The organism is Mycolicibacterium baixiangningiae (assembly GCF_016313185.1).
In the GTDB taxonomy this organism is placed as follows: domain Bacteria; phylum Actinomycetota; class Actinomycetes; order Mycobacteriales; family Mycobacteriaceae; genus Mycobacterium; species Mycobacterium baixiangningiae.
Genome location: NZ_CP066218.1, coordinates 5,288,368 through 5,310,096, shown reverse-complemented (window position 1 = coordinate 5,310,096; position 21,729 = coordinate 5,288,368). Strand labels below are relative to the sequence as shown.

Sequence of the window (21,729 nt, the reverse complement as noted above, 5' to 3'; positions counted from 1 at the left end):
TCAGGGGTGGCGGGTCAGCCACAGGTGGTCGGTGGAATCGGCCGCGACGCTGGGTCCCGCTGCCGCGCCGGTGTGCAGCACCAGATCGAAGGCCTCCGAGCGGATCCTGCGGTCGGTGTAGAGCAGCACGACGACCCCGGCGCTGAACGGGGCGGTGAGGATCTGACCGACCGCCGCGCCGACCGCGATGAGGACGAGTCCGGCCACCGCACCACCTGCGGAACCCGACCCCGACGCCAGCAGCTGTCCGCCGAAACTGAACGGGACACCGACCGCGCCCGCGATGACGGCCGCCACGAGCGCGGCCAGGATCCAGATGCCGAGCACCCGCCAGAAGTCCTTCTTCACCAGTGCGAACGACCGTTTCGCCGCGTCGACGACGCCGAGCCGTTCCAGGACGATCAGGGCAGGCGTGAACAGCAGCGACGTGGCGACGTACACGATCAGCGCGACGGCGGCGATGACCAGGGGGGCGCCGACGAGGAACGCGGCGACGCCGCCGCCGACAGCCTCGGCCGCGATGATGGCGACCACGACGATCCCGATCAGCACCAGGATCGCCAGCGCCTCGAGCGCGGTGAAGCCGAGTAGGGCCAACAGCCTGCTCTTGACCCGCTGCCAGGCCTCGCCGATGGTGATGTCCGCGCCGAACACCGCGCGCCCGACGATGACCGTCAGCATGCCGCTGAGCACCACCGACGCCAGCGCGGTGGTGATCGACCCGGCCAGCGCGGACCCGGACAGCGCGACGACGTCACCCGTTGTGGGTGCCTCGCCGCTGAGGGTCGGGTCGATGTCACCGGTGGCGATCATCGGACCCAGGATCTGCAGGACGAGTGAGATCAACTGGGCGGCCACCACCACGATGGCGGTCAGGCCCAGCGTCGCCTTCGGGTTGCGGCGGATGTAGTTGACCGCGCCGTTGAAGATGTCCGACAGCCCCAGCGGACGCAACGGGATGACGCCGGGCTTGAGGACTCCGGCCGGCGAGTACCCCTGCTGCGGTGGGTAGCCGGGCGGCGGATAGCCCTGTTGATAGCCGGGCGGCGGGTAGCCCTGTTGGTAGCTGGGCGGCGGATAGCCCTGCTGATACCCCGGCGGCGGGTAGCCCTGCTGATAGCCGGGGGGCGGATACGCCTGCTGGTAGCCCGGGGGAGGGTAGCCCGGTGGGGCATATGGCGGCGGCGGGTTGACGTGACCGGACCCGCCGGCGTCGTTGCTCATGTGAACCATCCTGTCGATCACCACGCCAATTGACAACGTGCCGCGCGTGTTTGCGGCGTGGACCGAAGGATCTGCCGGCGACACCGGCGTAGTTTCGGTGTCATGGCGGAACTCAAAGCTCGGTTGCGCGCAGACCTGACGGCCGCGATGAAGTCACAGGACAAACTTCGCACGGCCACCCTGCGGATGCTGCTCGCCGCGGTGCAGACCGAAGAGGTGTCGGGTAAGCAGGCGCGCGAGCTCACCGACGACGACGTGCTCAAGGTGCTCGCGCGGGAATCGCGCAAGCGCGGCGAGGCGGCCGAGATCTACACCCAGAACGGGCGCGGCGAACTCGCCGCCAACGAGCACGCCGAAGCCCGCGTCATCGACGAGTACCTGCCGACGCCACTGACCGAGGCCGAACTCGCCGACGTCGTCGACACGGCGATGGCACAGGTCGCCGAACAACTCGGTGAGCGCCCCTCGATGAAGCAGATGGGTCAGGTCATGAAGGCGGCGTCGGCGATCGCCGCGGGCAAGGCCGACGGGTCGCGGCTGTCCGCCGCCGTCAAGGCGCGTCTCTGACCAAACTCCTTGCCGCCGAACGAGTCAGCCGTCCGTCGTTTGTACCCGTCCGGCACGGGCTACCCGCACGGCATGACGCGCTTCGGCTACACCCTGATGACCGAGCAGAGCGGACCCAAGGATCTCGTCCGCTACGCCGCCGCCGCTGAGAGCGCGGGATTCGACTTCGAGGTCTCCAGCGACCATTACTCGCCCTGGCTCGCCGCACAGGGCCACGCGCCGAACGCCTGGACCATCCTGGGCGCCGTCGCGCACGTCACCGAACGCGTCGAGCTGTTCACCTACGTGACGTGCCCGACGATGCGCTATCACCCCGCGATCGTCGCCCAGCAGGCCGCGACGCTGCAGATCCTCGCCGACGGCCGCTTCACCCTCGGCCTCGGCAGCGGCGAGAACCTGAACGAACACGTGGTCGGCAAGGGATGGCCGACCGTCGCGCGACGGCAGGACATGCTGCGCGAGGCCATCCAGCTCATCCGCGAACTGTTCACCGGCGAAGTGGTGGACTGGCGGGGCGAGTATTTCGAGATCGACTCCGCCCGGCTGTGGGACCTGCCCGAGACGCCGGTCGCGATCGCCGCGGCCGTATCCGGTGACCGCTCGGTGGACGCCTTCGCCCAACTCGCCGACCACCTCATCGCCGTCGAACCGAACAAGGACCTCGTCGACGCATGGCATGAGGCGCGGCGCGCGACCGGCCTGCCCGGGCATGTGCGGGTGATCGGCCAGATCCCGATCTGCTGGGACCCCGACCGCGAGGCGGCGGTCGCGCGGGCCCATGAGCAGTTCCGCTGGTTCGCCGGTGGCTGGGCGGTCAACGCCGACCTGCCGACGACGGCGGGATTCGCGGGCGCCACGCAGTTCGTCCGCCCGGAGGACACCGCGGAGTCGATTCCATGTGGACCCGATCTGGACGCGATCGTCGAGGCCGTCAGCGAATACTGGAAGGCCGGGTTCACCGACATCGCGCTGGTGCAGGTCGGTGACGACGGCCAGGACCGCTTCCTCGACGAGGCGGCGGGCCCGCTGCTGGAGAAGCTGCGCAGTGCGGCCGGTTGAATCCGGCGACGGGAGGGTAGTCCGCGCGGTGACGAAAGGAGGGGCCTGTGCCCCGTGGAGAAGGTATCTACGACGAGGATCACGCCACCGAACCCAAGGGCGGGCGCCCCGGCCCGACCGATCAGGGTCACGAGGGCGGCATGGCGTCGCGTGAGGTCGCGCCCGAGATCACCACGCCCGATGACACCGAGGAGTCACCGGAGTAAGCGTCACTGGGCGTCGCGGCCCTCCCGGCTGCGGCGGTAGGCGGCGCGGCGGAAGTTCGTCAGCCATCCGGGCGTGAGGGTCACTCCCTGCGCGGTGTTGAGCGTCGGGTCGAAGGACAGATCGCGGTCGGGCGGAATGACCTCGGAGAGCGTCAACCGGGCCAGCGGTCCGAATCCGCCTGTGCCGGCGGCTTGATCGACGCTGTACTCGAGGTCGCCGCGCGACAGCTGGTCGGCGACGGTGTCCAGGGACAGCCCTCGGCGGCCGAGCTTCGTGACGAGCCGGGCCCGTAGCCACCACACACCGCCCTCGTACCGGAACGGCATGAGGCTCGAATAGGTGGTGTCATCCCAGGACGTGGTGGGCAGCAACAGGAACCGGTTAAGTGCGGTGGTCGCCAGCAGGACGTCCCAGGGACGGGAACCGGGCGTCATCCGCCACGCCAACCCGGCGATGTCCGGGACGGACCCCGGCAACCCCACAGCCTTGGAGACCCGGCCGACGACGTCGCCGGTCTCGATCGGCAGCCCCTGACCCGGCGGGGCGATCCGCTCGATGCGGCCGCGGGCGAGCACTCCGACAGGGTGGAACAGCCTGCGTCGGCGTATCGCGGCCCCGGCTTCGACCGGGAGTGCGAGGAGATCTGAGACATTCACGCCTGATCGGGTGCCCGGCCTAACAGCAGCGCAAACGGGGTGTGCGGGTTTAACAATCGCGATACAGGGCATTAATCACCCCAGCAAATGACCCCTTGACGTCGAGAGGCCGAAGTGACGACTGCATATACCGACGAGCGCGACACCGTGGTCGCCGCGGAAGGCGTGTACGCCCCGCAGGAAGACTCGCAACTCCTGATCGACATCATGGAGAAGACCGGTCTCGCCGTCGGCCGTCGCGTCGTCGACCTGTGCACGGGTAGTGGAGTGGTGGCGGTCAACGCCGCCCTGCAGGGCGCCTCGTCGGTCACGGCCTTCGACATCTGCCCCAAAGCCGTGCGCTGTGCGCGCGGCAACGCACTGGGCGCCGGTGCGGAAGTGGACGTTCATCTCGGGTCCTGGGCGCGGGCGGTGGAATTCGCGCCGTTCGATCTGGTGACCTGCAACCCGCCGTACATCCCGCACGCCCCGGAGGCCGATCGCGCGCCGGTGCCGTCGACCGTCGGCCCCGCGCGTGCCTGGGACGCCGGTTACGACGGCCGGCTCGTGCTCGACCCGCTGTGCGAGGCCTTGCCGGATCTGCTCGCCGACGGTGGCAGCCTGCTGCTCGTGCAGTCGGAGTTCGCCGATCCGCGCCGGACCCTGGCAGCGTTGTCGAGCGCTGGGCTGGATGCGAAAGTGATTGCATGGCAGTGGATTCCGTTCGGCCCGGTGCTGACCGCACGCGCCGAATGGCTGGAGGAGACGGGCCGGCTCGATCCGGGCCGTCGCGAAGAGGAGCTGCTGGTCATCCGCGCGGACAAACCGTGACCGAACCGCGCACCGTGCGGGTGGTGCAGGGCGGCCCCATCATGGTGCAGGGGCCGGTCCGCATCGAGCTACCCGACGGCAGCGTCGTGGAATCGGACCGTTTCATGGTCGCGATCTGCGCGTGCAAACGCAGCAAGACTTATCCGCTGTGCGATACCAGCCATCGTCGGCGTCGCCGTGGCGACGACGACCCGTCTCCCTCGTCGGCTCCGTCAGGACAGCGGTCGGCGTAGCGAGGTCTCGCCCGCCGTCCAGCACTTCATCAGGTGATCGGCCAGCATGTTCTCGACCAGCGCATGCGCCCGGATACCGAACACCACGTCGGTGTCCAGGTGCGGTTCCCGGGCCACCAGGTCACCCACCACGTCGGTGCGCACCACCTGTTCGTGAACGGCGTCGGCCTCCACGTGCTCGCGGTAGAACGCCGCGCATGTATCCGGCGCGCCCATCCGCTCCAGCGCGTCGACGAGTCGGCGTGAACCGGGTGACGAGGTGATCTCGGTGGAGGCGAAGTGGCCGACCACGGCTCCACGCAGCGCGCGGTGCAGCCCGAACAGTGACATCAGGTTCACCGCCGCCAGCGCCTCGGCGGGGACGTCGTTGATGTAGCCCAGGTAGGAGGCGTCCAGGTCCGCGGCCGCCATCAGGTCGGCGAACAGCTGCTGGTGCAGCTGCGGGCCCCGGCCGCCGCCGAACTCGTCGAATTCGACTGCGACGAAGGAGGCCTTCGCCTGTCCGGTCAGGCGGGGGATGGCGAACGCGTGTGGATCGCCCTCCTTGAGGTGATACAGCGAGCGGTGCACGAAGTATTCGCGCATGTGCTCCCACGTGCCCTTGTCGCGCAGGAAGTACGACGGGCCGCTGGCGTCGGGGTGGCCGTCGACCGGTTCGACGGCGAGTGCGGTCATCTCGTCGGCGGCCGTCTGGTCCGGGTCGATCTCGCCGACATCGCGACGCACCGCGGTGAGGAACGACTGCTCCATCTGCCCGCGCAGGTGAAGCAGGCCGGCGTTCCACTCCCAGTGCGGGTCCACGCCGGCGAAGCCGCGGTAGTGCAGTTCGTAGCAGACGTAGAGCGCCAACTGCAGGTCGATGCCGTACGGGTCGGAGTCGGCCAGTGACGCCTCGATGCGGGCCAGGTGGTTGCGCGGTGCCCGCTCGGTGAGCAGATTCAGCACGGCCAGCGAGATGGGGCCCCGTGCGTCGGGCAACAACGGATCAACCAAGATCGGCGCGTAAGTCACGCCGGTGGACTTACCCGCTGCTTGGGCTGTCCAATCCGTTTTCGGCCGGGTGTGATCGTGTCGTCAGAACCGCCAGAGCGCTTCCTGGGTGGTGCTGGCGATCAGCACACCGCCGTCGTCGTACAGAGAACCGACGGCCAGGCCGCGGGCGTCACTGTTGTTGACCCCGCTGACCTCGTAGCGGTGCCAGCGGTGCGGATCGAACGGCCGGTGGAACCACACCGAATGGTCCAGCGATGCGGCCATTCCGACGCCCGGTTCGTCGGGCGCACCAGAGGGGCGGGCGGCGGGGACCGGTCCCAGGTCAGACATGTAGGTCAGCATGCACGCCCGGATGAGCGGATCGTCCTCGATCGGGTCGCGGGTGCGGATCCAGAACGGCGGGACGGCGAACGGCGACGTATCGTCGCGCCGGCAGCGGATCTCGAAACGGTCCACCGACTCCAGGTCGGGGGCTTTCGCCACCGCATCGTCGAACGTGAGCGCCGCCGGTCGCTGGGGATACCAGTCGGCGCTCTCCTCTGGGCGATGGAACGACGTGATCATCTCGAGGATGACCTTGCCCTCCTGGATGGCGGTGACGCGCCGGGTGTCGAACGATCGGCCGTCGCGGGTGCGCTCGACCTGCATTTCGACGTCGATGCCGTACTTGCCGCCGCGGACGAAGTAGGCGTGCAGCGACTGCGCCCGCTTGTCGGGATCGACCGTCGCCCCGGCTGCGCCCAGCGCCTGCGCGGCGATCAGCCCGCCGAACAGTCGTTGCGCCGGGCCACTGGTGACCTGCGGTGCGAGGAAGGTGTCGCCGTCGCATTCGAATTCGAGGAGACGCGCGATCCAGCTAGCGCCGTGCGGCAGGGTCTCGTGGAGCGCGGTCACCTTCGGCAGCCTATCCACCACTTGGTTGGGACGCGTCGGGGGGCGTCGGCACGGAGTAGACAGGAAGGATGTGTTCGGGACGCTCCGGCAGGAGGTGATGGGATGTGCCGCCTCTTCGGGTTGCATGCCGACGGCCGCGCGGTGAAGGCCACGTTCTGGCTGTTGCAGGCGCCCGACAACCTCGCCGAGCAGAGCCGGCGCAACCCCGACGGCACAGGTCTGGGCGTTTTCCGCCCGGACGGCACACCAGACGTGCGTAAGCAGCCGATCGCCGCGTGGCGCGACGCCGAATTCACCGACGAAGCCCAGGAGCTGACCGGTACCACGTTCATCGCGCACGTCCGCTACGCCACCACGGGATCCCTGGAGGTGCGCAACAGCCACCCCTTCCTGCAGGACGGACGCCTCTTCGCGCACAACGGAGTGGTGGAAGGCCTCGACACTCTCGACGCCCGGCTGCACGAGCTCGGCGTCAGCGACCTCGTCCGTGGCGAGACCGATTCCGAGCGGGTCTTCGCGCTGATCACCGCGTCGGTGCGGGCGCGCGACGGCGACGTCGGGGCAGGAATCGCGGACGCACTGCACTGGCTGGCCGACAGCGTGCCGATCTACGCGGTGAACCTGCTGCTGGCCACGCCCACTGACATGTGGGCGCTGCGGTATCCGGACACCCACGCGCTGTACCTACTCGATCGGACCGCGGCCGACGGGGCCGAGTTCACTCTGCGTACCAACCGGATCAGCGCCAGCAGTGCGCACCTCGTCGAACAGCCGGCAGTGGTCTTCGCGAGCGAGCCGATGGACGACGAGCGGTGGCAGCCGATGACGCCGGGGGAGTTGGTGCACATCGATGCCGGGCTGCGGATCACCCGGCGGATGGAGCTGCCGAATCCGCCCGCCCGGCAACTGACGCGTGCCGACCTCAGCCCCGCGGCGGCCGAATCGCAGCACGTGCCGGCGTGAGCGTTCGGGGTCAGGCGGCGGTGAGCGCCTCGTTACCGCGCGTGTGTCGAAACCGCGGCGGCGATACGGTCCAACGCCTCGGAATCGACCCGGTAGTAGGCCCACTTGCCACGTTGGTCACGGGTCACGAGACCGGTGTCGACGAGCATCTTCATGTGGTGCGACACGGTGGGCTGGGACAGTCCAAGGGGTTCGGTGAGGTCGCAGACGCACGCTTCACCGCCGTCCGACGCCGCGATCAGCGATACCAGCTTCACCCGCGCGGGATCGGCAAGGGCTTTGAACACCGAGGCGAGGCGCTCGGCGGCCGCCGTGTCCAGCGCGCCGCCGGTGAGCGGGGAGCAGCAGGCGGTCACGTCACTGGTCGTCACGGGAGCGGTCACGGACGCCATGCGATTCATTCTGTCACACGCATTGACAATCATCGATGGGTCGAGGACGATCGATCCATCGAAGAATGTCGATGAGAGGGGTCGAGGATGTCCGAACTGCCCGTCGTGGTGATCGGTGCCGGGCCGCTGGGCATGGCGGCGGCCGCGCACCTGCTGGAGCGTGGACTCACACCACTGGTGTTCGAGGCCGGCCAGGGCCCGGGGTCGGCGGTCGAGCAATGGGAGCACGTGCGCACCTTCTCGCCGTGGCCCGAATTGGTGGATCCGGCTGCCGCGCGGTTGCTGGAGCCGACGGGCTGGACGGCTCCCGAGGCGGGTTTCCCCACCGGCCGAGAGTGGATCGACGACTACCTGACGCCGCTGGCGAACGCTCTGGGCACGCGGGTGCAATACGGCGCGCGAGTGGGGGCGGTGTCACGGCTCGGCCGGGACCGGCTGGTCAGCCCGGGCCGCGAAGAGGCGCCGTTCGTGGTGCACGTGAGTAGCGCCGAGGGGACTGAATACCGGGTGCAGGCACGGGCGGTCATCGACGCCTCGGGCACGTGGGGGCAGCCCAATCCTGCTGGCGCTGACGGTGTTCCCGCCATCGGGGAGCGTGCGGCCGCGGCCGCTGGCGTGCTGACGTACGTCCCGCCGACGCTTGCGCAGGCCTCGGCGCTGGCGGGCAAGCATGTGGTGGTCGTCGGCAGCGGGCATTCGGCGATGACGGCGGTGATCCAGCTCGGCGAGGTGGCGCGCAAGGAGTCGTCGACGACGGTGACCTGGGTGCTGCGGCGCGGGGTGTCCGACGACACCTTCGGCGGCGGCGCGGCCGATGAGCTGCCGGAGCGTGGTGCGTTGGGTGTCCGATCCAGGGAAGCGGTGGAGGCGGGCCGGGTCTCGCTGTCGACCGGGTTCCGCACTGAGCGCGTCGACCTGGTGGACGGGCGCGCTGTGGTGACCGCGGAGGACGGCCGGGCGCTGCCGCCTGCTGATCAGGTGCTGGTTTTCACTGGTTTCCGACCGGACCTGTCGTTCCTGTCGGAGATACGCATCGAGCTGGATCCGATCCTGCAGGCTCCGATCAAGCTGGCACCATCGATCGATCCGAACGCGCATTCTTGTGGCAGTGTGTTGCCGCACGGTGCCGCCGAGTTGGCCCATCCCGAACCGGATCTGTACATCGTGGGGATGAAGTCCTACGGGCGGGCGCCGACCTTCCTGGCGATGACCGGCTACGAGCAGGTTCGCAGCATCGCCGCCGCGCTGGCCGGCGACCACGAGGCTGCACGCCGCGTCGAGCTGACACTGCCCGATACCGGGGTGTGCAACGGGGCGGGCTTGTTCGACAGCCCGGAAGGGGAGAATTCGGGCGGCGGGTGCTGCGGGCCGGCCCCGGCATCGATTCAGCCGTTGTCGTTGTCGCTCAACCCCGTTGGCGGATGACCGACGAGAATCCTCATGCAGCACCCAGCGCGGCCCACCGACTGCGCTGGGTGCTGGTGACTCTGTGCATCACCGAGATCACCAGTTGGGGCGTGCTGTACTACGCCTTCACCGTGCTGTCAGAGCAGATCAGCGCAGACACCGGGTGGTCGGCGCCCGCGGTGACCGCGGCGTTCTCGGCCGGTTTGGTGACCTCGGCGGTGATGGGGATCCCGGTGGGACGGTGGCTGGACCGCATCGGCCCGCGCTGGATCATGACGGCCGGTTCGGTACTGGGTGTCGTTTCGGTGCTGGCGGTGGTGGCCGCACCGAACTTCGGCTGGTTCGTGGCTGCCTGGGTTCTCGCCGGCATCGCGATGAGCGCGGTGTTCTACGCGCCCGCGTTCGCGGCGCTGACGCGGTTCTTCGGCACCGACGCGGTGCGCGCGCTGACGGTGTTGACGCTGGTGGCCGGTTTCGCCAGCACCGTGTTCGCGCCCCTGACCGCGGCATTGTCGGCTCAAATGGGTTGGCGGCACACCTATCTGATCCTGGCCGCCGTCATGGCAGCGGTCACCATTCCGGCGCATCTCTTCGGGCTGCGTCGGCCGTGGCCTTCGATGCCCACCAAGCACGAGGTCGAGGCGCCGACCCGCACCGTGCGCAGCGGGCCTTTCCTGGCGTTGATGGCGGCGTTCGCACTCGCCGGGCTGGCGTCGTACGCGGTGATCGCCAACCTGGTGCCGCTGATGACTCAACGCGGTATCAGCACCGGCGCCGCCGCTGTCGCACTCGGGCTCGGGGGTGCGGGACAAGTGCTGGGCCGCCTCGGTTATCAAACCCTGGTGCGCCGCGTCGGCGTCGTGCCCCGGACAGTGATCGTCATGGCAGGCGTGGCGGTCAGCACCGCACTCCTCGGCGCCTTCAGCGCTTACGCGGCGCTGGTGGCGGTCGCGATCGGGGCAGGGGTGATGCGCGGGATCATGACGCTGCTGCAGGCAACCGCGGTCACCGAGCGTTGGGGCTCCACCCACTATGGCCATCTGAGCGGCTTCCTGTCCGCGCCGGTCATGATCGCCACCGCGGTCGGGCCGTTCGTCGGTGCCGCGCTGGCCAGTGTGCTCGGCGGCTACGCCGCCATGTTCGTCGTTCTCGGGGCGATCGCTGCCGCGGGGGCGCTGTTGGCGATGGCCACCACACCGCGAGTGCGGACACCCGCACCGATCATTCGGGTCTGACCGCGCACCTTTGGGGTTGCTACCTGGTGGCGGTGACGTCGAGTTCTGCGAGCAGGCGACGCACACGTTCTTCGATGTCGTCGCGGATGGGGCGGACCGCATCGACGTCCTGCCCCGCAGGGTCGGGCAGCTCCCAGTTCTCGTAGCGCTTGCCGGGGAACACTGGGCAGGCATCCCCGCAGCCCATGGTGACCACCACGTCGGCGGCCTGCACGATTTCGTCGGTCCACGGTTTGGGGAACTCGCCGGTGATGTCGATGCCGACCTCAGCCATCGCTTCGATTGCGGACGGGTTGATGTGATCCCCAGGCTCAGAGCCCCCCGACCAGGACACGGCGTCGTCACCGGCGAGGTGGGTGAAGAAACCCAGCGCCATCTGGGAGCGGCCGGCGTTGTGGGTGCACAGGAACAGGACGGTGGGTTTACCGTCGCTGATCTTGCCTTCTACCCGGGCCAGGGCGTGCAGGCGTTGGCGGGCGAACCGTTCGGCGAGCAGCGGCAGGAAGTTCGGAATCGTTGCGCGACCGGCGAATTGGTCGTACGAGGTGTGCAGGAACCGTTCGATGGTGTCGACGCCGAACGTGTCGGCGAAGTCGCGCTCCAACCGGGTGGCCGCGGTTCTCAGGGCGTGCTGCTGATCGATGGACAGGTCGCGGTGCGGGTGCTCGGCCGGGGCGGTGGGGCTGTCGACCATGGTGTTAGGACTCCTTCGTCGTCGATGAGGGGGCTGAGACGGGTGCGACGGTGTGGTCGGTGAAGCGTCGGCGCAGCGCCAGCGAGACGTAGACGAGGGCGACGAGTACGGGGACTTCGATCAGTGGGCCGACCACCCCGGCAAGGGCTTGGCCGGACGTGGCGCCGTAGGTGGCGATCGCCACCGCGATAGCGAGTTCGAAGTTGTTGCCGGCGGCGGTGAAGGCGAGCGTGGTGGTGCGCTGGTATCCCAAGCCGATCGCGGCGCCGAGCAGATAGCCGCCGCCCCACATGATGGCGAAATACGCGAGCAGGGGAAGTGCGATCCGGACCACGTCGAGCGGTTGGCTGGTGATCTGCTCGCCTTGCAGCGCGAACAGGACCACGATGGTGAACAGCAGCCCGTAGAGCGCCCACGGTCCGATCCGGGGCAGGAACTCGGTCTCGTACCAGTCGCGGCCCTTGGTCTTCTCGCCGAGTCGGCGGGACAGGTAGCCGGCCAGCAGCGGGATGCCCAGGAAGATCAGGACCGATTTGGCGATCTGCCAGGGGGAGGTGCTGATGGTGGTCTGTTCGAGGCCGAGCCAGCCGGGCAGTACCGACAGGTAGAACCAGCCCAGGACGGCGAACATGATGACCTGGAAGATCGAGTTCAGCGCGACCAGGACGGCGGCGGCTTCCCGATCGCCGCAGGCCAGGTCATTCCAGATGATGACCATGGCGATGCAGCGGGCCAGCCCGACGATGATCAGTCCGGTCCGGTACTCCGGCAGATCCGGCAGCATCAGCCAGGCCAACGCGAACATCAACGCGGGCCCGAACACCCAGTTCAAGAACAGCGAACTCAGCAGGAGTCTGCGGTCACCGGTCACGGTGTCGAGGCGGTCGTAGCGCACTTTGGCCAGCACCGGGTACATCATGATCAACAGACCGAGCGCGATCGGTAGCGAAATGCCGTCTACCTGAACCCTTTCCAGGGCTGTGTTCACACCCGGGATCCATCGCCCCAGCAGCAGACCGGCGGCCATCGCGACCCCGATCCACACCGGCAGGTAGCGGTCCAACGTGGACAACTTGCCCACCACGGGCGTTGCGGAGTCCGATGCCACGGTGTCGGTCATGCCGTGACCCCTGCGAACGCCGCAGTATTGAGAGTCAGCAGTGCCGACAGCCCGTGAAGCGCCTCGGGTACCACCGCGTAGTACACCCAGGACGCCCGACGCTGCGAGGTCAAGAGACCGGCGTCGCGCAACACCTTGAGATGGTGGGACACCGTGGGCTGCGAAACATCGATGCCGCCAGAGATGTCGCACACGCAAGCCTCGCCGCCGGCGTGGCTGGCGATGGCGCTGAAGAGCCGCAACCGCACCGGGTCAGCCAGCGCCTTCAACTTCTTGGACATCTCGACCGCCGCGGACTCGCTCAGCGGCTCGTGAAGTAGCGGCGGCGTCGCACAGCAGGCGTCCGCGATCCCACCCTCTGAATTCGACACTTATCGATATTGACAGCGATCGAATCAGAACTCAAGCGAACAGCTGGTGACGACTCACCCGTGGGTTCTGAGATCTGGACGGCAACGAAGAAGGCCCTGAGCTGGATGACAGTCAGGACCTTCTCGTGCTCACACACGAGTCGGGGTGGACGGGTGGTGTCAGTTTTCGAAGCGGGCTGCACGGATGTCTGAAGTCCTGTTGTGCACCAACCCTGGAGGCCGGACGTTAGCCGGTCACTTCGTCGTGCCGTTCAATCGCTCCGCGTAGATTTGGCATGCCTTGGGATTGATCTGGTTGACGGCCGGAGTCGCGGCCGAAGCGGCGGCGGTACTCGGTGGGGGTCAGGCCGGTTTCACGGCGCATTAGTGTGCGCAGGTTCGTTGCCGTGCCGAGGCCGCTGCGGTGGGCGACCACGTCCAGGCGGGACTCGCCGCGTTCGAGCAGGCGGCAGGCGAGGACGACACGCTCGCCGGTCAGCCAGGCGAGCGGCGTCGTGCCCAACTCGGTCCGGAACCGACGGTGCAGCGTCGCCGGGCTCACCGCCATGTGACCGGCGAGGTCCGCGACCGTCAGCGGGCGGTCGAGGTGCTGCTGGATCCAGGCCAGCAGCGGGCCCAGCGAATCGTCCGGGATGTCGGGGATCGGGCGCTCGATGAACTGTTGCTGACCGCCGTCGCGGTGGGCGAAGACGAGTCGGCGGCTGACCGCGTTGGCGATCTCGGCGCCGTGGTCGCGCCGCACTACATGCAGGCCCAGATCGAGGGCCGCAGCACTTCCCGCCGCTGTGAGGATGTCACCGTCGTCCACGAAGAGAACGTCGGTCTCCAGGTGTACGTGAGGGAAACGCGACCGGAACTGAGCCGCCCACTGCCAGTGGGCGGTGGCTCGTCTTCCGTCGAGTACCCCGGCCTCGGCCAGCGTGAACGCCCCGCTGCAGAAGCCGATCAGCCGGGCGCCCCGGGCGTGGGCACGGCGGATTGCGTCCAGGACGGCCGGGCGCCGCGGGGCATCGACATCGGGCCGGTTCGGGACGATGACGGTGTCGGCCTCGTCGATCGCGTCGAGCGGGGCGATTCCGGTCAGATCGAAGAAGCCGTCGCGCATCCGAGTGGTACGGGTAGCCGAGCAGAGACGGAAGTTGTACAGGTCGCGGCCGAGTTCGGGGCGGTGAAGCCCGAAGACCTCGGTGGCGCAGCCGAGCTCGAAGGGATTAGAACCGGCGTCGACCAGCGCCACGACGCGATGCAAGGATTCTTTCGTCACATGCGATTCCTAGCACTCACGCCGTACTTCAGGAAGGCCGCACGATGGGTGGCGTGACTGAACCGATCTCCCTGACCACGGCTCTGGCGTCCTTCGCGGAGTTGTGGAGCCCGCGCATCGTGACCCGGGTCAACGACTACGACATCCGCATCGCCAAGGTGCGCGGCGAGCACATCTGGCATACGCATGACCACACCGACGAGTTCTTCCTGGTGCTGGAGGGCGAGCTGACCATTGCCCTCCGCGACCGCACAGTGGTGCTGCAACGAGGCGATGTCTTCACGGTGCCGCGCGGAACCGAGCACAAGCCGTCGTCGGAGGGCGGCGCGTCGATCCTCATGGTGGAGCCGACCGGGACCGTCACCGTCGGCGATCAGCACGAGGGCGTGCCCGATCACGTCGACGCCACGACCGGGCACGCCCTGTAGCTCGGTCGGCCCAGCTGGGTGGAGGCACGACATGACCAGAGTGTTTCCTACTGCAAAACGACCTCAGGCACACGGCCGCGAGCTTGATCGTGTCGGCCGGAGGGAACGTGCTCGCACTAGCGAGGATGCTCGGGCATGAGTCGGCCAAGATGACGCTGGAGACGTATGCGGACCCGTTCGACACGAATCCTGATGCCTTGGCTGATGTCCTCGACGCAGCCAGGACGAAGGCGCTCGGGCTGCCTTCAACGACCATCACCGGCAGTGATTTGGCTGGAGAAAACGTACCGAGTACGCAAGTGGCCCTGACCGGTTGAACCAGTCAGGGCCGCTTACCTGCACCAACGCGAGTCGGGGTGGCGGGATTCGAACCCACGACCTCTTCGTCCCGAACGAAGCGCGCTACCAAGCTGCGCCACACCCCGCGTGAAGCCTTGAAAGGGTATCGCACCGGAGCGCCGGAAAGCCAAACGCCCGCCTGGTCGCGCCGCCGCCACTGTCGTGCAGATCTCGCGACACGCGATACCGCAAATGCGGAATGCCGGGGCTTGTCGGTGGCGTTGATCAGAATAACGGCAGAGCGCCGCACGACTGGTGAAACGAGGCAGACATGACCGGGTTGGGAGCTTCCATCTACCTGGGGTTCTTCGCTCTGGCAGCGATCTGGCTGTTTCTGACCGCTGACGGGCCGCTGTCCGGCGGGTCCGACGATGAGCGCCAGACGCAGGACCGCTCGAAGGCGACGAGAACCTCGGCCGACTCCGACGGGTCGATGCCCTGGCTGCTCAGCCACTCGTCGCAGAAGTAAGTGTCGGCGTAGCGGTCGCCGCTGTCGGCGATCAGCGTCACCACCGATCCTTCGCGTCCCTGCGCCTTCATCTCCGCCAGCAGCCCGAAAGCCCCCCACAGATTCGTGCCGGTCGACGGGCCGACCCGCCGGCCGAGTACCCGACTCGCGTGCTGGGCCGCCGCCACCGACGCCCCGTCCGGGACCGCGACCATACGGTCCACGACGTCCGGCAGAAACGACGGCTCGACCCGCGGGCGGCCGATGCCCTCGATGCGGGATGACGCTCCGGTGACGATGGTCGGATCGCCCTGGGCGTAGGCGGGGAAGAACGCCGAGTTCTCCGGATCGACCACACACAACCCCGTGGCGTAGCGGCGGTAGCGGATATAGCGGCCGATGGTCGCGCTCGTCCCGCCGGTGCCCGCCCCCACGACGACCCACTCGGGGATCGGGTGCTCCTCGTCGGCCATCTGGTGATAGATCGACTCGGCGATGTTGTTGTTGCCGCGCCAGTCCGTTGCGCGTTCGGCGTTGGTGAACTGGTCGAGATAGTGCCCGCCGGTCTCCTCGGCCAGCCGTTCGGCCTCGGCGTACACCTGAGACGACTCGGCGACGAAATGGCAACGGCCGCCCTGTGATTCGATCAAAGCGACCTTCGAGGTGCTGGTCGAGGACGGCACCACCGCGATGAACGGCACACCGAGCAGCGCCGCGAAGTAGGCCTCGGACACCGCAGTCGATCCGCTCGAGGCTTCGATCACCGTCGTGTTCTCGCGGATCCATCCGTTGCACAGCCCGTAGAGGAACAGCGAGCGCGCCAACCGGTGCTTGAGGCTCCCGGTGATGTGCGTCGACTCGTCCTTCAGATACAGCGCGACACCGCAGTCGTCACCCCACGCCGACGGCAGCGGGTACCGCAGCAGATGGGTGTCGGCACTGCGCCGGGCGTCGGCCTCGATCAACCGGACGGCATTGTCGACCCACGCGCGAGGGTGACTGTGAGTGGCGATCGAGGACCGCCCCGTCACCGCGCCGAAACGGTCGACGGCGACTGGCTTGCCTGCACATCGGCGTCGCGGCCACCGGTCGGGGCGGCGACCAGAGTCAGCAGTGTGGCCTCCGGGCGGCAGCAGAACCGCACCGGCGCGAACGGCGACGTGCCGATACCCGCAGACACGTGCAGGGCCATATCGGCACCCCACCGCGAGGCGCCCTTCACCCGGGACCGGTCCAGCTCGCAGTTGGTGACGAGCGCGCCGTAGAACGGCACGCACAGCTGTCCGCCGTGGGTGTGGCCGGCCATCACCAGGTGGTAGCCGTCAGCGGCGAAGCGGTCGAGCACCCGCGGTTCGGGCGAATGGGTGAGCCCCAGCGACAGATTGGCGGTCGGCGTGGCCGCACCGGCGATCGTGTCGTACCGGTCGCGTTTGAGGTGGGGATCGTCGACGCCGGCGACCGCGAGCCGCAACCCGGCGACGTCGAGTTCACGACGCGTGTGGGTCATGTCCAGCCAGCCACGTTCGGTGAACGCCGCGCGCAGGTCCTGCCACGGCAGCGGCTGGCCGTGGATCCGGTGGCCCGGATTGGTGAGGTAGTTCATCGGGTTCTTCAGCCGCGGCGCGAAGTAGTCGTTGCTGCCGAAGACGAACACGCCGGGCACCGACAGCAGCTCCGAGAGCGCCTGCACGACGGCGGGCACCGCGCGGGGGTGCGCCAGGTTGTCGCCGGTGTTCACGACCAGATCGGGTTCCAGCCGCGCCAGGTCCCGCAGCCATGCCTGCTTGCGACGCTGGCCGGGGCGCATGTGGATGTCGCTGAGGTGCAACACGCGCAGCGGCGACGAGCCGGGCGTCAGCACCGGCATGGTCACCTCGCGCAGCGTGAACGCGTTGCGCTCGATGAGCGAGGCGTAGCCGATACCCGCGACCAGCGAGCCGGCGCTCACCGCGGCGGTGTTCTTCAGGAGCTTGATCGACGACGACCCGGTCGATTTTGGCAGAGCAGCAGCCATGGCAGCAGCCTACTGCCAGAACGCCGCGCCCACCGCTTCCCACCCGGTGCCCGTGGGAAAGCCCCGGTCAGCGCCGATCACGGTGGCGGCGGCGGTGGTGGCGGTCCGAGCACCGGCACGGTGATCGGCGGTAAGCCGGGGATCTCGACGACCGTCTGCCCGATCGGCGCAGGCGGGCCGCCCGGCAGGCCGGGGATGCTGATCGGCGGTGGGGGTGGCGCCGGGGCGATGCCGTTGCTCACCTGGATGGTGATGATCGAGCCGGGGATGGTCTGGCCGTTGGGGTTGGTGCCGACGACCGTGCCCGCCCGGGAGCTGCTGTTGACCGAGCTGGGCTGGTCGGCGACCTGGAAGCCGGAGTCCCGGAGGCGTTGCCGGGCGCCGTCCACGGTCAGACCGGACACGCTCGGCACCTGCGAGCCGGGTCCGCCGTCGACGTAGCGCGGATCGGTCGGCGGCAGCGCCACCGGCCCGAAATTGGTGGCGATCGGCTTCATTGCGGTGAACCACGTCCGGGCCGGCTCATTGCCGCCGAACAGGTTTCCCGACCCGCACTGGCGCAGCGGGAACGAGCACAGCTCGCCGGGTGTCGGCGAGTCGTCGTAGATGTAGTTCGCGGCTGCCAGCTGGTTGGTGAACCCGAGGAACGCCGAGGACCGGTTGGACTCCGTCGTCCCGGTCTTACCGGACATCGGCAGATCCCAGCCGACGGAGCCGGCCGCACCGGCGGCGGTGCCGGCACCGGTGTCGTCCTTGCTCAGCGCGTTGGCGAGCGTGTTGGCCAGGCCCTCGGGAACCGCCTGTTCACAGGTCTCGGTGGTCACCGACACCTCTTCACCGGTGCGGTCAACGACCTGGGCGATCGGGTTCGGCGGGCACCACACACCGCCGGACGCCAGTGTCGCCGCGACGTTCGACAGTTCGAGGCCGTTGACCTCGATGGGTCCGAGCGTGAACGAGCCGATGTTCTGACGTTTGACGAAGTCGGCCAGGCTCTCGTTGCTCTCGGGGTCGTAGTCGCGGGCGGTGCCGGGCAGCGCATAGGACCGCAGGCCCAGCCGGACCGACATGTCCACCGCGCGCGCCACGCCCACCTGCGAGATCAGCTTCGCGAACGCGGTGTTCGGCGAGGTGGCCAGCGCGTCGGTGACGTTCATCGAACCGCGGTAGCCGCCGGCGTTGCTCACGCACCAGGTCGCCGCCGGACACCCCGGGCGGTCACTGCTACCCAGACCCTTGGCCTGGAACGACCCGGGCACCTGCAGCTGGGTGTTGATGCCCATGCCCATTTCCATGGCGGCGGCGGTGGTGAAGACCTTGAACACCGACCCGGCGCCGTTACCCGCGAGCGTGAACGGCTGCGGCTGCATGGTCTCGTTCGCGTCGAGGTTGAGCCCGTAGGTGCGGTTGGACGCCATCGCCAGCACCGGGTGGGTTTCCTTGCCGGGCCGGATCACGCTCATCACACTCGCGACGCCCGGGGTGTCGGGGTCGGCGAAGTTGTCGACCGCGGACTTCACCGACGCCTGCACGTCGGGATCCAGCGTCGTCTTGATCAGGTAGCCGCCCTTGGCCACCTGTTCCTTGCTGATGCCCGCACGGGCCAGGTACTCCAGCGCGTAATCACAGAAGAACGCCCGGTCGCCGGCGGCGATGCACCCGCGCGGCAGCTCGTTGGGAACCGGGAGGACGCCCAGCGGCTCGTTCTTGGCCGCGCGCAGCGCCTCGGCCTCGTTCGGCAGGTTCTCGATCATCGTGTCGAGCACCAGGTTGCGGCGCGCCAGCGCACCGTCGGGGTTGGTGTACGGATTCAACGTGCTGGTCGACTGGACCAGACCGGCCAGCAGCGCGGACTGCTGCCAGTTCAGCTCCGAGGCGTTGACCCCGAAATACGTCTGGGCGGCGTCCTGGATGCCGAACGCCCCGTTTCCGAACGACACGAGGTTGAGGTAGCGGGTGAGGATTTCCGGCTTGGTGAAGGTCTTGTCCAGCGTCAGCGCCATGCGGATCTCGCGCAGCTTGCGCGCCGGGGTGGTCTCGATGGCCGCCCGCTTCTCCGAGTCGGTCTGGGCCACCACCAGCAACTGGTAGTTCTTGACGTACTGCTGTTCGAGGGTCGAGCCACCGCGGGTGTCGGTGTCGCCGCGCATGTAGCCGGCCAACCCCGTGAGCGTGCCCTGCCAGTCGACGCCGTTGTGCTCGGCAAACCGCTTGTCCTCGATGGAGACGATCGCCAGCTTCATCGTGTTGGCGATCTGCTCGCTCGGCACCTCGAAACGTCGCTGGGAGTACAGCCACGCGATGGTGTTGCCCCTGGCGTCGACCATCGTGGACACCTGCGGGATCTCGCCCTCGACGAGGGCGGCCGAACCGTTCGCGACGACGTCGGAGGCGCGATTCGACATCAGCCCGATGCCGCCGACCACCGGGAACATCAGTGCGGCAGTCAGCACGCTGGCCAGCAAGCAGCACCAGGCGAGCTTGACGACCGTGACGGCTGTTGGCGGGCGTTCCGGCATGTGTACAGAGTAACGACGCCGCCCGACGGCATCGCCGGAGCAGCAGGATTCGCCGAGTTTGCGGTCGCGAACCCGGTGCGCCGAGACGCCTCAACTCTATGAACTCGATCAGACGGCACGGCCGTGCCAAAAAAGTCGGAGACAAAGTGTTGCGTAAATGTGGCCTGACCACCTAGCTTGGACACACAGTGCGATCCAGGACACACTAACTGGCGCAGTGTGGCGTAGATCGCATCAGCGTTCTACTCCGGAGGACTCGCCGTCGCTGCGGCGGCAGAACGAAGGGATCGCTGGTGTCAATCATCCGGCCCGCGGTGGAAAAGACCGTCACAACCGTCCCCTCCTCGACCCCCGTTCACGGTGCAGAGGCCGAAGCACGGATCGCCTGGGTCTCCCAGGCCCGGTGCCGCCAGGCCGACCCGGACGAGCTGTTCGTCCGCGGCGCCGCGCAGCGCAAGGCCGCCGTCATTTGTCGCCACTGCCCGGTCATTCTCGAATGCGGTGCGGACGCCCTCGACAACCGGGTCGAATTCGGTGTGTGGGGCGGAATGACCGAACGTCAGCGCCGGGCGTTGCTCAAGCAGCACCCCGAGGTCGTTTCCTGGGCCGAGTTCTTCTCCGCTCAGCGCAAACATCGCAGCGCGGTCTGAGCCACACTCTTTCTCGCTGGACCGTCAGGCCGCGTTCGCCGCGCCGGTGATCTGATCGGCGATCACCCGCAGCGCGTCGAGGTCTGACACGTCGAACGGCAGCGAAGGCACACCGACGATCGCCACATGCGGATTGGCGCCGGTGAACCGGGACAACAGGCGCACCTCACGTTTGGCGGTCTGCGTCCGGTCCGCGTGAATGCTCAGCGCCGCCGCCGTCAACGACTCCGGGTCTTCTGCCGACAGTGTCTCGGCCACCTCACTGGCCTTGTCCGCGTGCAACGAACACAGCGTCGGGTGCGTCCGGTTCAAGATGAGCCCGGCCAGCGGCATCCGCTCCGAGGACAACCGGTCGACGAAGAACGCCGCCTCCCGCAAGGCGTCGGGTTCGGCCGCCGACACCACCACGAACTGGGTGCCACGCCGTTTCAGTAGATCGTAGGTCCGGTCGGCCTTCTCGCGGAAACCGCCGAACGTCGCGTCCAAAGACTGCACGAAACCTGCTGCGTCAGAGAGCATTTGGGATCCAAGAATGGTCGACATGGCCTTCATGGCCAGCCCCACCGCACCCGTCACCAGTTTGCCGATACCCCGCCCGGGCGCCAGCAGCATCCGCCACAGTCTGCTGTCCATGAAGCTGCCCAGCCGTTTGGGGGCGTCGAGGAAGTCCAGCGCATTGCGCGACGGTGGTGTGTCCACCACGATGAGGTCCCACTTGTCTTCTGCGAGAAGCTGTCCCAGCTTCTCCATCGCCATGTACTCCTGCGTGCCGGCGAGTGACGTCGCCACCGTTTGGTAGAACTGGTTGTCCAGGATGGAGTCGGCGCGGTCGGGGCCCGAGTACTGGAGCACCATCTCGTCGAAGGTGCGGCGCATGTCGAGCATCATGGCGTGGAGTTCACCGGTCACCTCGGGGGCCAACGGGACCCGCTGCGGGGTGTTGCCCAGATCCTTGATGCCCAGTGCCTGTGCGAGACGCTTGGCCGGGTCGATCGTCAAAACCACTACGGTGCGGCCGTATTCGGCGGCCCGCAGTGCCATCGCCGCGGCGGTGGTCGTCTTCCCGACGCCGCCGGCGCCGCAGCAGACCACCACCCGGTTGGACGTGTCGTGGAGGATCGCACCCAGGTCGAGGGCGGGCGGTGTCGTACTCATCGACCGGCCTCCATGGTGCTCTTCTCTTCGTTCATCGACGGACCCCCATGGTGCTCTTCTCGTCGTTCATCGACGGACCCCCATGGT

The 21,729-nt window shown here is 68.1% G+C and carries 22 protein-coding genes, 1 tRNA gene and 2 pseudogenes; 11 read left to right on the top strand and 14 right to left on the bottom strand.

Annotation, left to right across the window (positions count from 1 at the left end; translation table 11 throughout):
• Positions 1-1,233 (bottom strand): DUF7847 domain-containing protein, encoded by a 1,233-nt coding sequence (locus tag I7X18_RS25235; protein ID WP_193046880.1) that lies wholly within the window; start codon positions 1,231-1,233, stop codon positions 1-3.
• Positions 1,234-1,326: 93 nt separating this feature from the next.
• Between I7X18_RS25235 and I7X18_RS25230 the strand changes: the two genes are divergently transcribed.
• The 3 genes from I7X18_RS25230 to I7X18_RS25220 all read left to right on the top strand — a co-directional run bounded on the left by I7X18_RS25230 (position 1,327) and on the right by I7X18_RS25220 (position 3,056).
• Positions 1,327-1,791: a GatB/YqeY domain-containing protein gene (locus I7X18_RS25230; protein WP_193046705.1), complete on the top strand. Its 465-nt coding sequence runs from the start codon at positions 1,327-1,329 to the stop codon at positions 1,789-1,791.
• A 72-nt stretch (positions 1,792-1,863) separates the two neighbouring features.
• Positions 1,864-2,850: an LLM class F420-dependent oxidoreductase gene (locus tag I7X18_RS25225; protein WP_193046704.1), complete on the top strand. Its 987-nt coding sequence runs from the start codon at positions 1,864-1,866 to the stop codon at positions 2,848-2,850.
• A gap of 47 nt (positions 2,851-2,897) precedes the next feature.
• Complete coding sequence (locus I7X18_RS25220) at positions 2,898-3,056, top strand: hypothetical protein (protein WP_193046703.1); 159 nt, start codon at positions 2,898-2,900, stop codon at positions 3,054-3,056.
• A gap of 3 nt (positions 3,057-3,059) precedes the next feature.
• Here I7X18_RS25220 and I7X18_RS25215 read toward each other — a convergent pair whose 3' ends face one another.
• Positions 3,060-3,785 (bottom strand): phosphodiesterase, encoded by a 726-nt coding sequence (locus I7X18_RS25215; protein ID WP_193046702.1) that lies wholly within the window; start codon positions 3,783-3,785, stop codon positions 3,060-3,062.
• A gap of 42 nt (positions 3,786-3,827) precedes the next feature.
• Between I7X18_RS25215 and I7X18_RS25210 the strand changes: the two genes are divergently transcribed.
• Together I7X18_RS25210 and I7X18_RS25205 are read left to right on the top strand one after the other, a co-directional pair.
• Positions 3,828-4,523 (top strand): HemK2/MTQ2 family protein methyltransferase, encoded by a 696-nt coding sequence (locus I7X18_RS25210; protein ID WP_193046701.1) that lies wholly within the window; start codon positions 3,828-3,830, stop codon positions 4,521-4,523.
• A complete protein-coding gene (locus I7X18_RS25205; RefSeq protein WP_232375327.1) occupies positions 4,520-4,756 on the top strand; it encodes a CDGSH iron-sulfur domain-containing protein in 237 nt (78 codons plus the stop codon). The genes I7X18_RS25210 and I7X18_RS25205 overlap by 4 nt, the downstream gene beginning before the upstream one ends.
• On the opposite strand, the gene I7X18_RS25200 is transcribed toward I7X18_RS25205, so the two are convergent.
• Together I7X18_RS25200 and I7X18_RS25195 are read right to left on the bottom strand one after the other, a co-directional pair.
• The gene (locus I7X18_RS25200) at positions 4,736-5,767 is read right to left on the bottom strand and encodes an iron-containing redox enzyme family protein (RefSeq protein WP_193046700.1); all 1,032 of its coding nucleotides are present in this window, start codon (positions 5,765-5,767) and stop codon (positions 4,736-4,738) included. The two genes, I7X18_RS25205 and I7X18_RS25200, sit on opposite strands and share 21 nt — an antisense overlap.
• 63 nt (positions 5,768-5,830) lie before the next feature.
• Positions 5,831-6,643, bottom strand: a complete 813-nt coding sequence (locus I7X18_RS25195; RefSeq protein ID WP_232375326.1) for an acyl-CoA thioesterase — start codon at positions 6,641-6,643, stop codon at positions 5,831-5,833.
• 102 nt (positions 6,644-6,745) lie between these two features.
• Here I7X18_RS25195 and I7X18_RS25190 point away from each other — a divergent pair, with 102 nt between their 5' ends.
• Positions 6,746-7,606, top strand: a complete 861-nt coding sequence (locus tag I7X18_RS25190; protein ID WP_193046698.1) for a class II glutamine amidotransferase — start codon at positions 6,746-6,748, stop codon at positions 7,604-7,606.
• Between the two features lie 32 nt (positions 7,607-7,638).
• Here I7X18_RS25190 and I7X18_RS25185 read toward each other — a convergent pair whose 3' ends face one another.
• Positions 7,639-7,998: an ArsR/SmtB family transcription factor gene (locus I7X18_RS25185; protein WP_193046697.1), complete on the bottom strand. Its 360-nt coding sequence runs from the start codon at positions 7,996-7,998 to the stop codon at positions 7,639-7,641.
• A gap of 87 nt (positions 7,999-8,085) precedes the next feature.
• On the opposite strand from I7X18_RS25185, the gene I7X18_RS25180 reads away from it, so the two are divergent.
• Positions 8,086-9,423 (top strand): NAD(P)-binding domain-containing protein, encoded by a 1,338-nt coding sequence (locus I7X18_RS25180; protein WP_193046696.1) that lies wholly within the window; start codon positions 8,086-8,088, stop codon positions 9,421-9,423.
• On the top strand, positions 9,420-10,640 hold the full coding sequence (locus I7X18_RS25175) for an MFS transporter (RefSeq protein ID WP_193046695.1): 1,221 nt from the start codon (positions 9,420-9,422) through the stop codon (positions 10,638-10,640). Before I7X18_RS25180 ends, I7X18_RS25175 begins: the two co-directional genes overlap by 4 nt.
• 19 nt (positions 10,641-10,659) lie before the next feature.
• On the opposite strand, the gene I7X18_RS25170 is transcribed toward I7X18_RS25175, so the two are convergent.
• The 4 genes from I7X18_RS25170 to I7X18_RS25155 form a co-directional block, all read right to left on the bottom strand.
• Positions 10,660-11,334 (bottom strand): arsenate reductase ArsC, encoded by a 675-nt coding sequence (locus I7X18_RS25170; protein WP_193046694.1) that lies wholly within the window; start codon positions 11,332-11,334, stop codon positions 10,660-10,662.
• Positions 11,335-11,338: 4 nt separating this feature from the next.
• Positions 11,339-12,454: an ACR3 family arsenite efflux transporter gene (gene arsB / locus I7X18_RS25165; protein ID WP_193046693.1), complete on the bottom strand. Its 1,116-nt coding sequence runs from the start codon at positions 12,452-12,454 to the stop codon at positions 11,339-11,341.
• Entirely contained in the window at positions 12,451-12,825 is a 375-nt protein-coding gene (locus tag I7X18_RS25160; RefSeq protein ID WP_404822823.1) for a metalloregulator ArsR/SmtB family transcription factor, read from the bottom strand. Before I7X18_RS25160 ends, arsB begins: the two co-directional genes overlap by 4 nt.
• A gap of 226 nt (positions 12,826-13,051) precedes the next feature.
• Positions 13,052-14,089: a GlxA family transcriptional regulator gene (locus I7X18_RS25155; protein WP_198730475.1), complete on the bottom strand. Its 1,038-nt coding sequence runs from the start codon at positions 14,087-14,089 to the stop codon at positions 13,052-13,054.
• 53 nt (positions 14,090-14,142) lie between these two features.
• Between I7X18_RS25155 and I7X18_RS25150 the strand changes: the two genes are divergently transcribed.
• Together I7X18_RS25150 and I7X18_RS30230 are read left to right on the top strand one after the other, a co-directional pair.
• The gene (locus I7X18_RS25150) at positions 14,143-14,517 is read left to right on the top strand and encodes a cupin domain-containing protein (RefSeq protein WP_232375325.1); all 375 of its coding nucleotides are present in this window, start codon (positions 14,143-14,145) and stop codon (positions 14,515-14,517) included.
• A 56-nt stretch (positions 14,518-14,573) separates the two neighbouring features.
• Positions 14,574-14,834, top strand: a pseudogene (locus I7X18_RS30230) (site-specific integrase); the annotation flags it as partial.
• A gap of 34 nt (positions 14,835-14,868) precedes the next feature.
• Here I7X18_RS30230 and I7X18_RS25140 read toward each other — a convergent pair.
• From I7X18_RS25140 to ponA2, 4 genes and pseudogenes are all read right to left on the bottom strand, one after another.
• Positions 14,869-14,942: transfer RNA gene (locus I7X18_RS25140), tRNA-Pro, on the bottom strand.
• 292 nt (positions 14,943-15,234) lie between these two features.
• Positions 15,235-16,335, bottom strand: a pseudogene (gene cds1 / locus I7X18_RS25135) (L-cysteine desulfhydrase Cds1); the annotation flags it as partial.
• A complete protein-coding gene (locus I7X18_RS25130; RefSeq protein WP_193046690.1) occupies positions 16,332-17,318 on the bottom strand; it encodes a metallophosphoesterase in 987 nt (328 codons plus the stop codon). The pseudogene cds1 and the gene I7X18_RS25130, both read right to left, overlap by 4 nt.
• A gap of 77 nt (positions 17,319-17,395) precedes the next feature.
• Positions 17,396-19,837 carry a transglycosylase/D,D-transpeptidase PonA2 gene (ponA2, locus tag I7X18_RS25125; protein WP_193046689.1) on the bottom strand — a complete coding sequence of 814 codons (2,442 nt, stop codon included), beginning with the start codon at positions 19,835-19,837 and terminating at the stop codon, positions 17,396-17,398.
• Between the two features lie 293 nt (positions 19,838-20,130).
• Here ponA2 and I7X18_RS25120 point away from each other — a divergent pair, with 293 nt between their 5' ends.
• The gene (locus I7X18_RS25120) at positions 20,131-20,487 is read left to right on the top strand and encodes a WhiB family transcriptional regulator (protein WP_404822822.1); all 357 of its coding nucleotides are present in this window, start codon (positions 20,131-20,133) and stop codon (positions 20,485-20,487) included.
• A gap of 24 nt (positions 20,488-20,511) precedes the next feature.
• On the opposite strand, the gene I7X18_RS25115 is transcribed toward I7X18_RS25120, so the two are convergent.
• A complete protein-coding gene (locus I7X18_RS25115) occupies positions 20,512-21,642 on the bottom strand; it encodes an ATPase BagB (RefSeq protein WP_193046688.1) in 1,131 nt (376 codons plus the stop codon).
• Between the last annotated feature and the right edge of the window lie 87 nt (positions 21,643-21,729).

Excerpts from the sequence above, each read along its gene's own strand:
- I7X18_RS25130 (WP_193046690.1), bottom strand. The coding sequence starts at position 17,318 with ATGGCTGCTGCTCTGCCAAAATCGACCGGGTCGTCGTCGATCAAGCTC.
- I7X18_RS25190 (WP_193046698.1), top strand. The coding sequence starts at position 6,746 with ATGTGCCGCCTCTTCGGGTTGCATGCCGACGGCCGCGCGGTGAAGGCC.
- I7X18_RS25180 (WP_193046696.1), top strand. The coding sequence starts at position 8,086 with ATGTCCGAACTGCCCGTCGTGGTGATCGGTGCCGGGCCGCTGGGCATG.
- I7X18_RS25185 (WP_193046697.1), bottom strand. The coding sequence starts at position 7,998 with ATGGCGTCCGTGACCGCTCCCGTGACGACCAGTGACGTGACCGCCTGC.
- arsB (WP_193046693.1), bottom strand. The coding sequence starts at position 12,454 with ATGACCGACACCGTGGCATCGGACTCCGCAACGCCCGTGGTGGGCAAG.
- ponA2 (WP_193046689.1), bottom strand. The coding sequence starts at position 19,837 with ATGCCGGAACGCCCGCCAACAGCCGTCACGGTCGTCAAGCTCGCCTGG.
- I7X18_RS25115 (WP_193046688.1), bottom strand. The coding sequence starts at position 21,642 with ATGAGTACGACACCGCCCGCCCTCGACCTGGGTGCGATCCTCCACGAC.
- I7X18_RS25175 (WP_193046695.1), top strand. The coding sequence starts at position 9,420 with ATGACCGACGAGAATCCTCATGCAGCACCCAGCGCGGCCCACCGACTG.
- I7X18_RS25235 (WP_193046880.1), bottom strand. The coding sequence starts at position 1,233 with ATGGTTCACATGAGCAACGACGCCGGCGGGTCCGGTCACGTCAACCCG.
- I7X18_RS25215 (WP_193046702.1), bottom strand. The coding sequence starts at position 3,785 with ATGCCCTGTATCGCGATTGTTAAACCCGCACACCCCGTTTGCGCTGCT.
- I7X18_RS25225 (WP_193046704.1), top strand. The coding sequence starts at position 1,864 with ATGACGCGCTTCGGCTACACCCTGATGACCGAGCAGAGCGGACCCAAG.
- I7X18_RS25170 (WP_193046694.1), bottom strand. The coding sequence starts at position 11,334 with ATGGTCGACAGCCCCACCGCCCCGGCCGAGCACCCGCACCGCGACCTG.
- I7X18_RS25230 (WP_193046705.1), top strand. The coding sequence starts at position 1,327 with ATGGCGGAACTCAAAGCTCGGTTGCGCGCAGACCTGACGGCCGCGATG.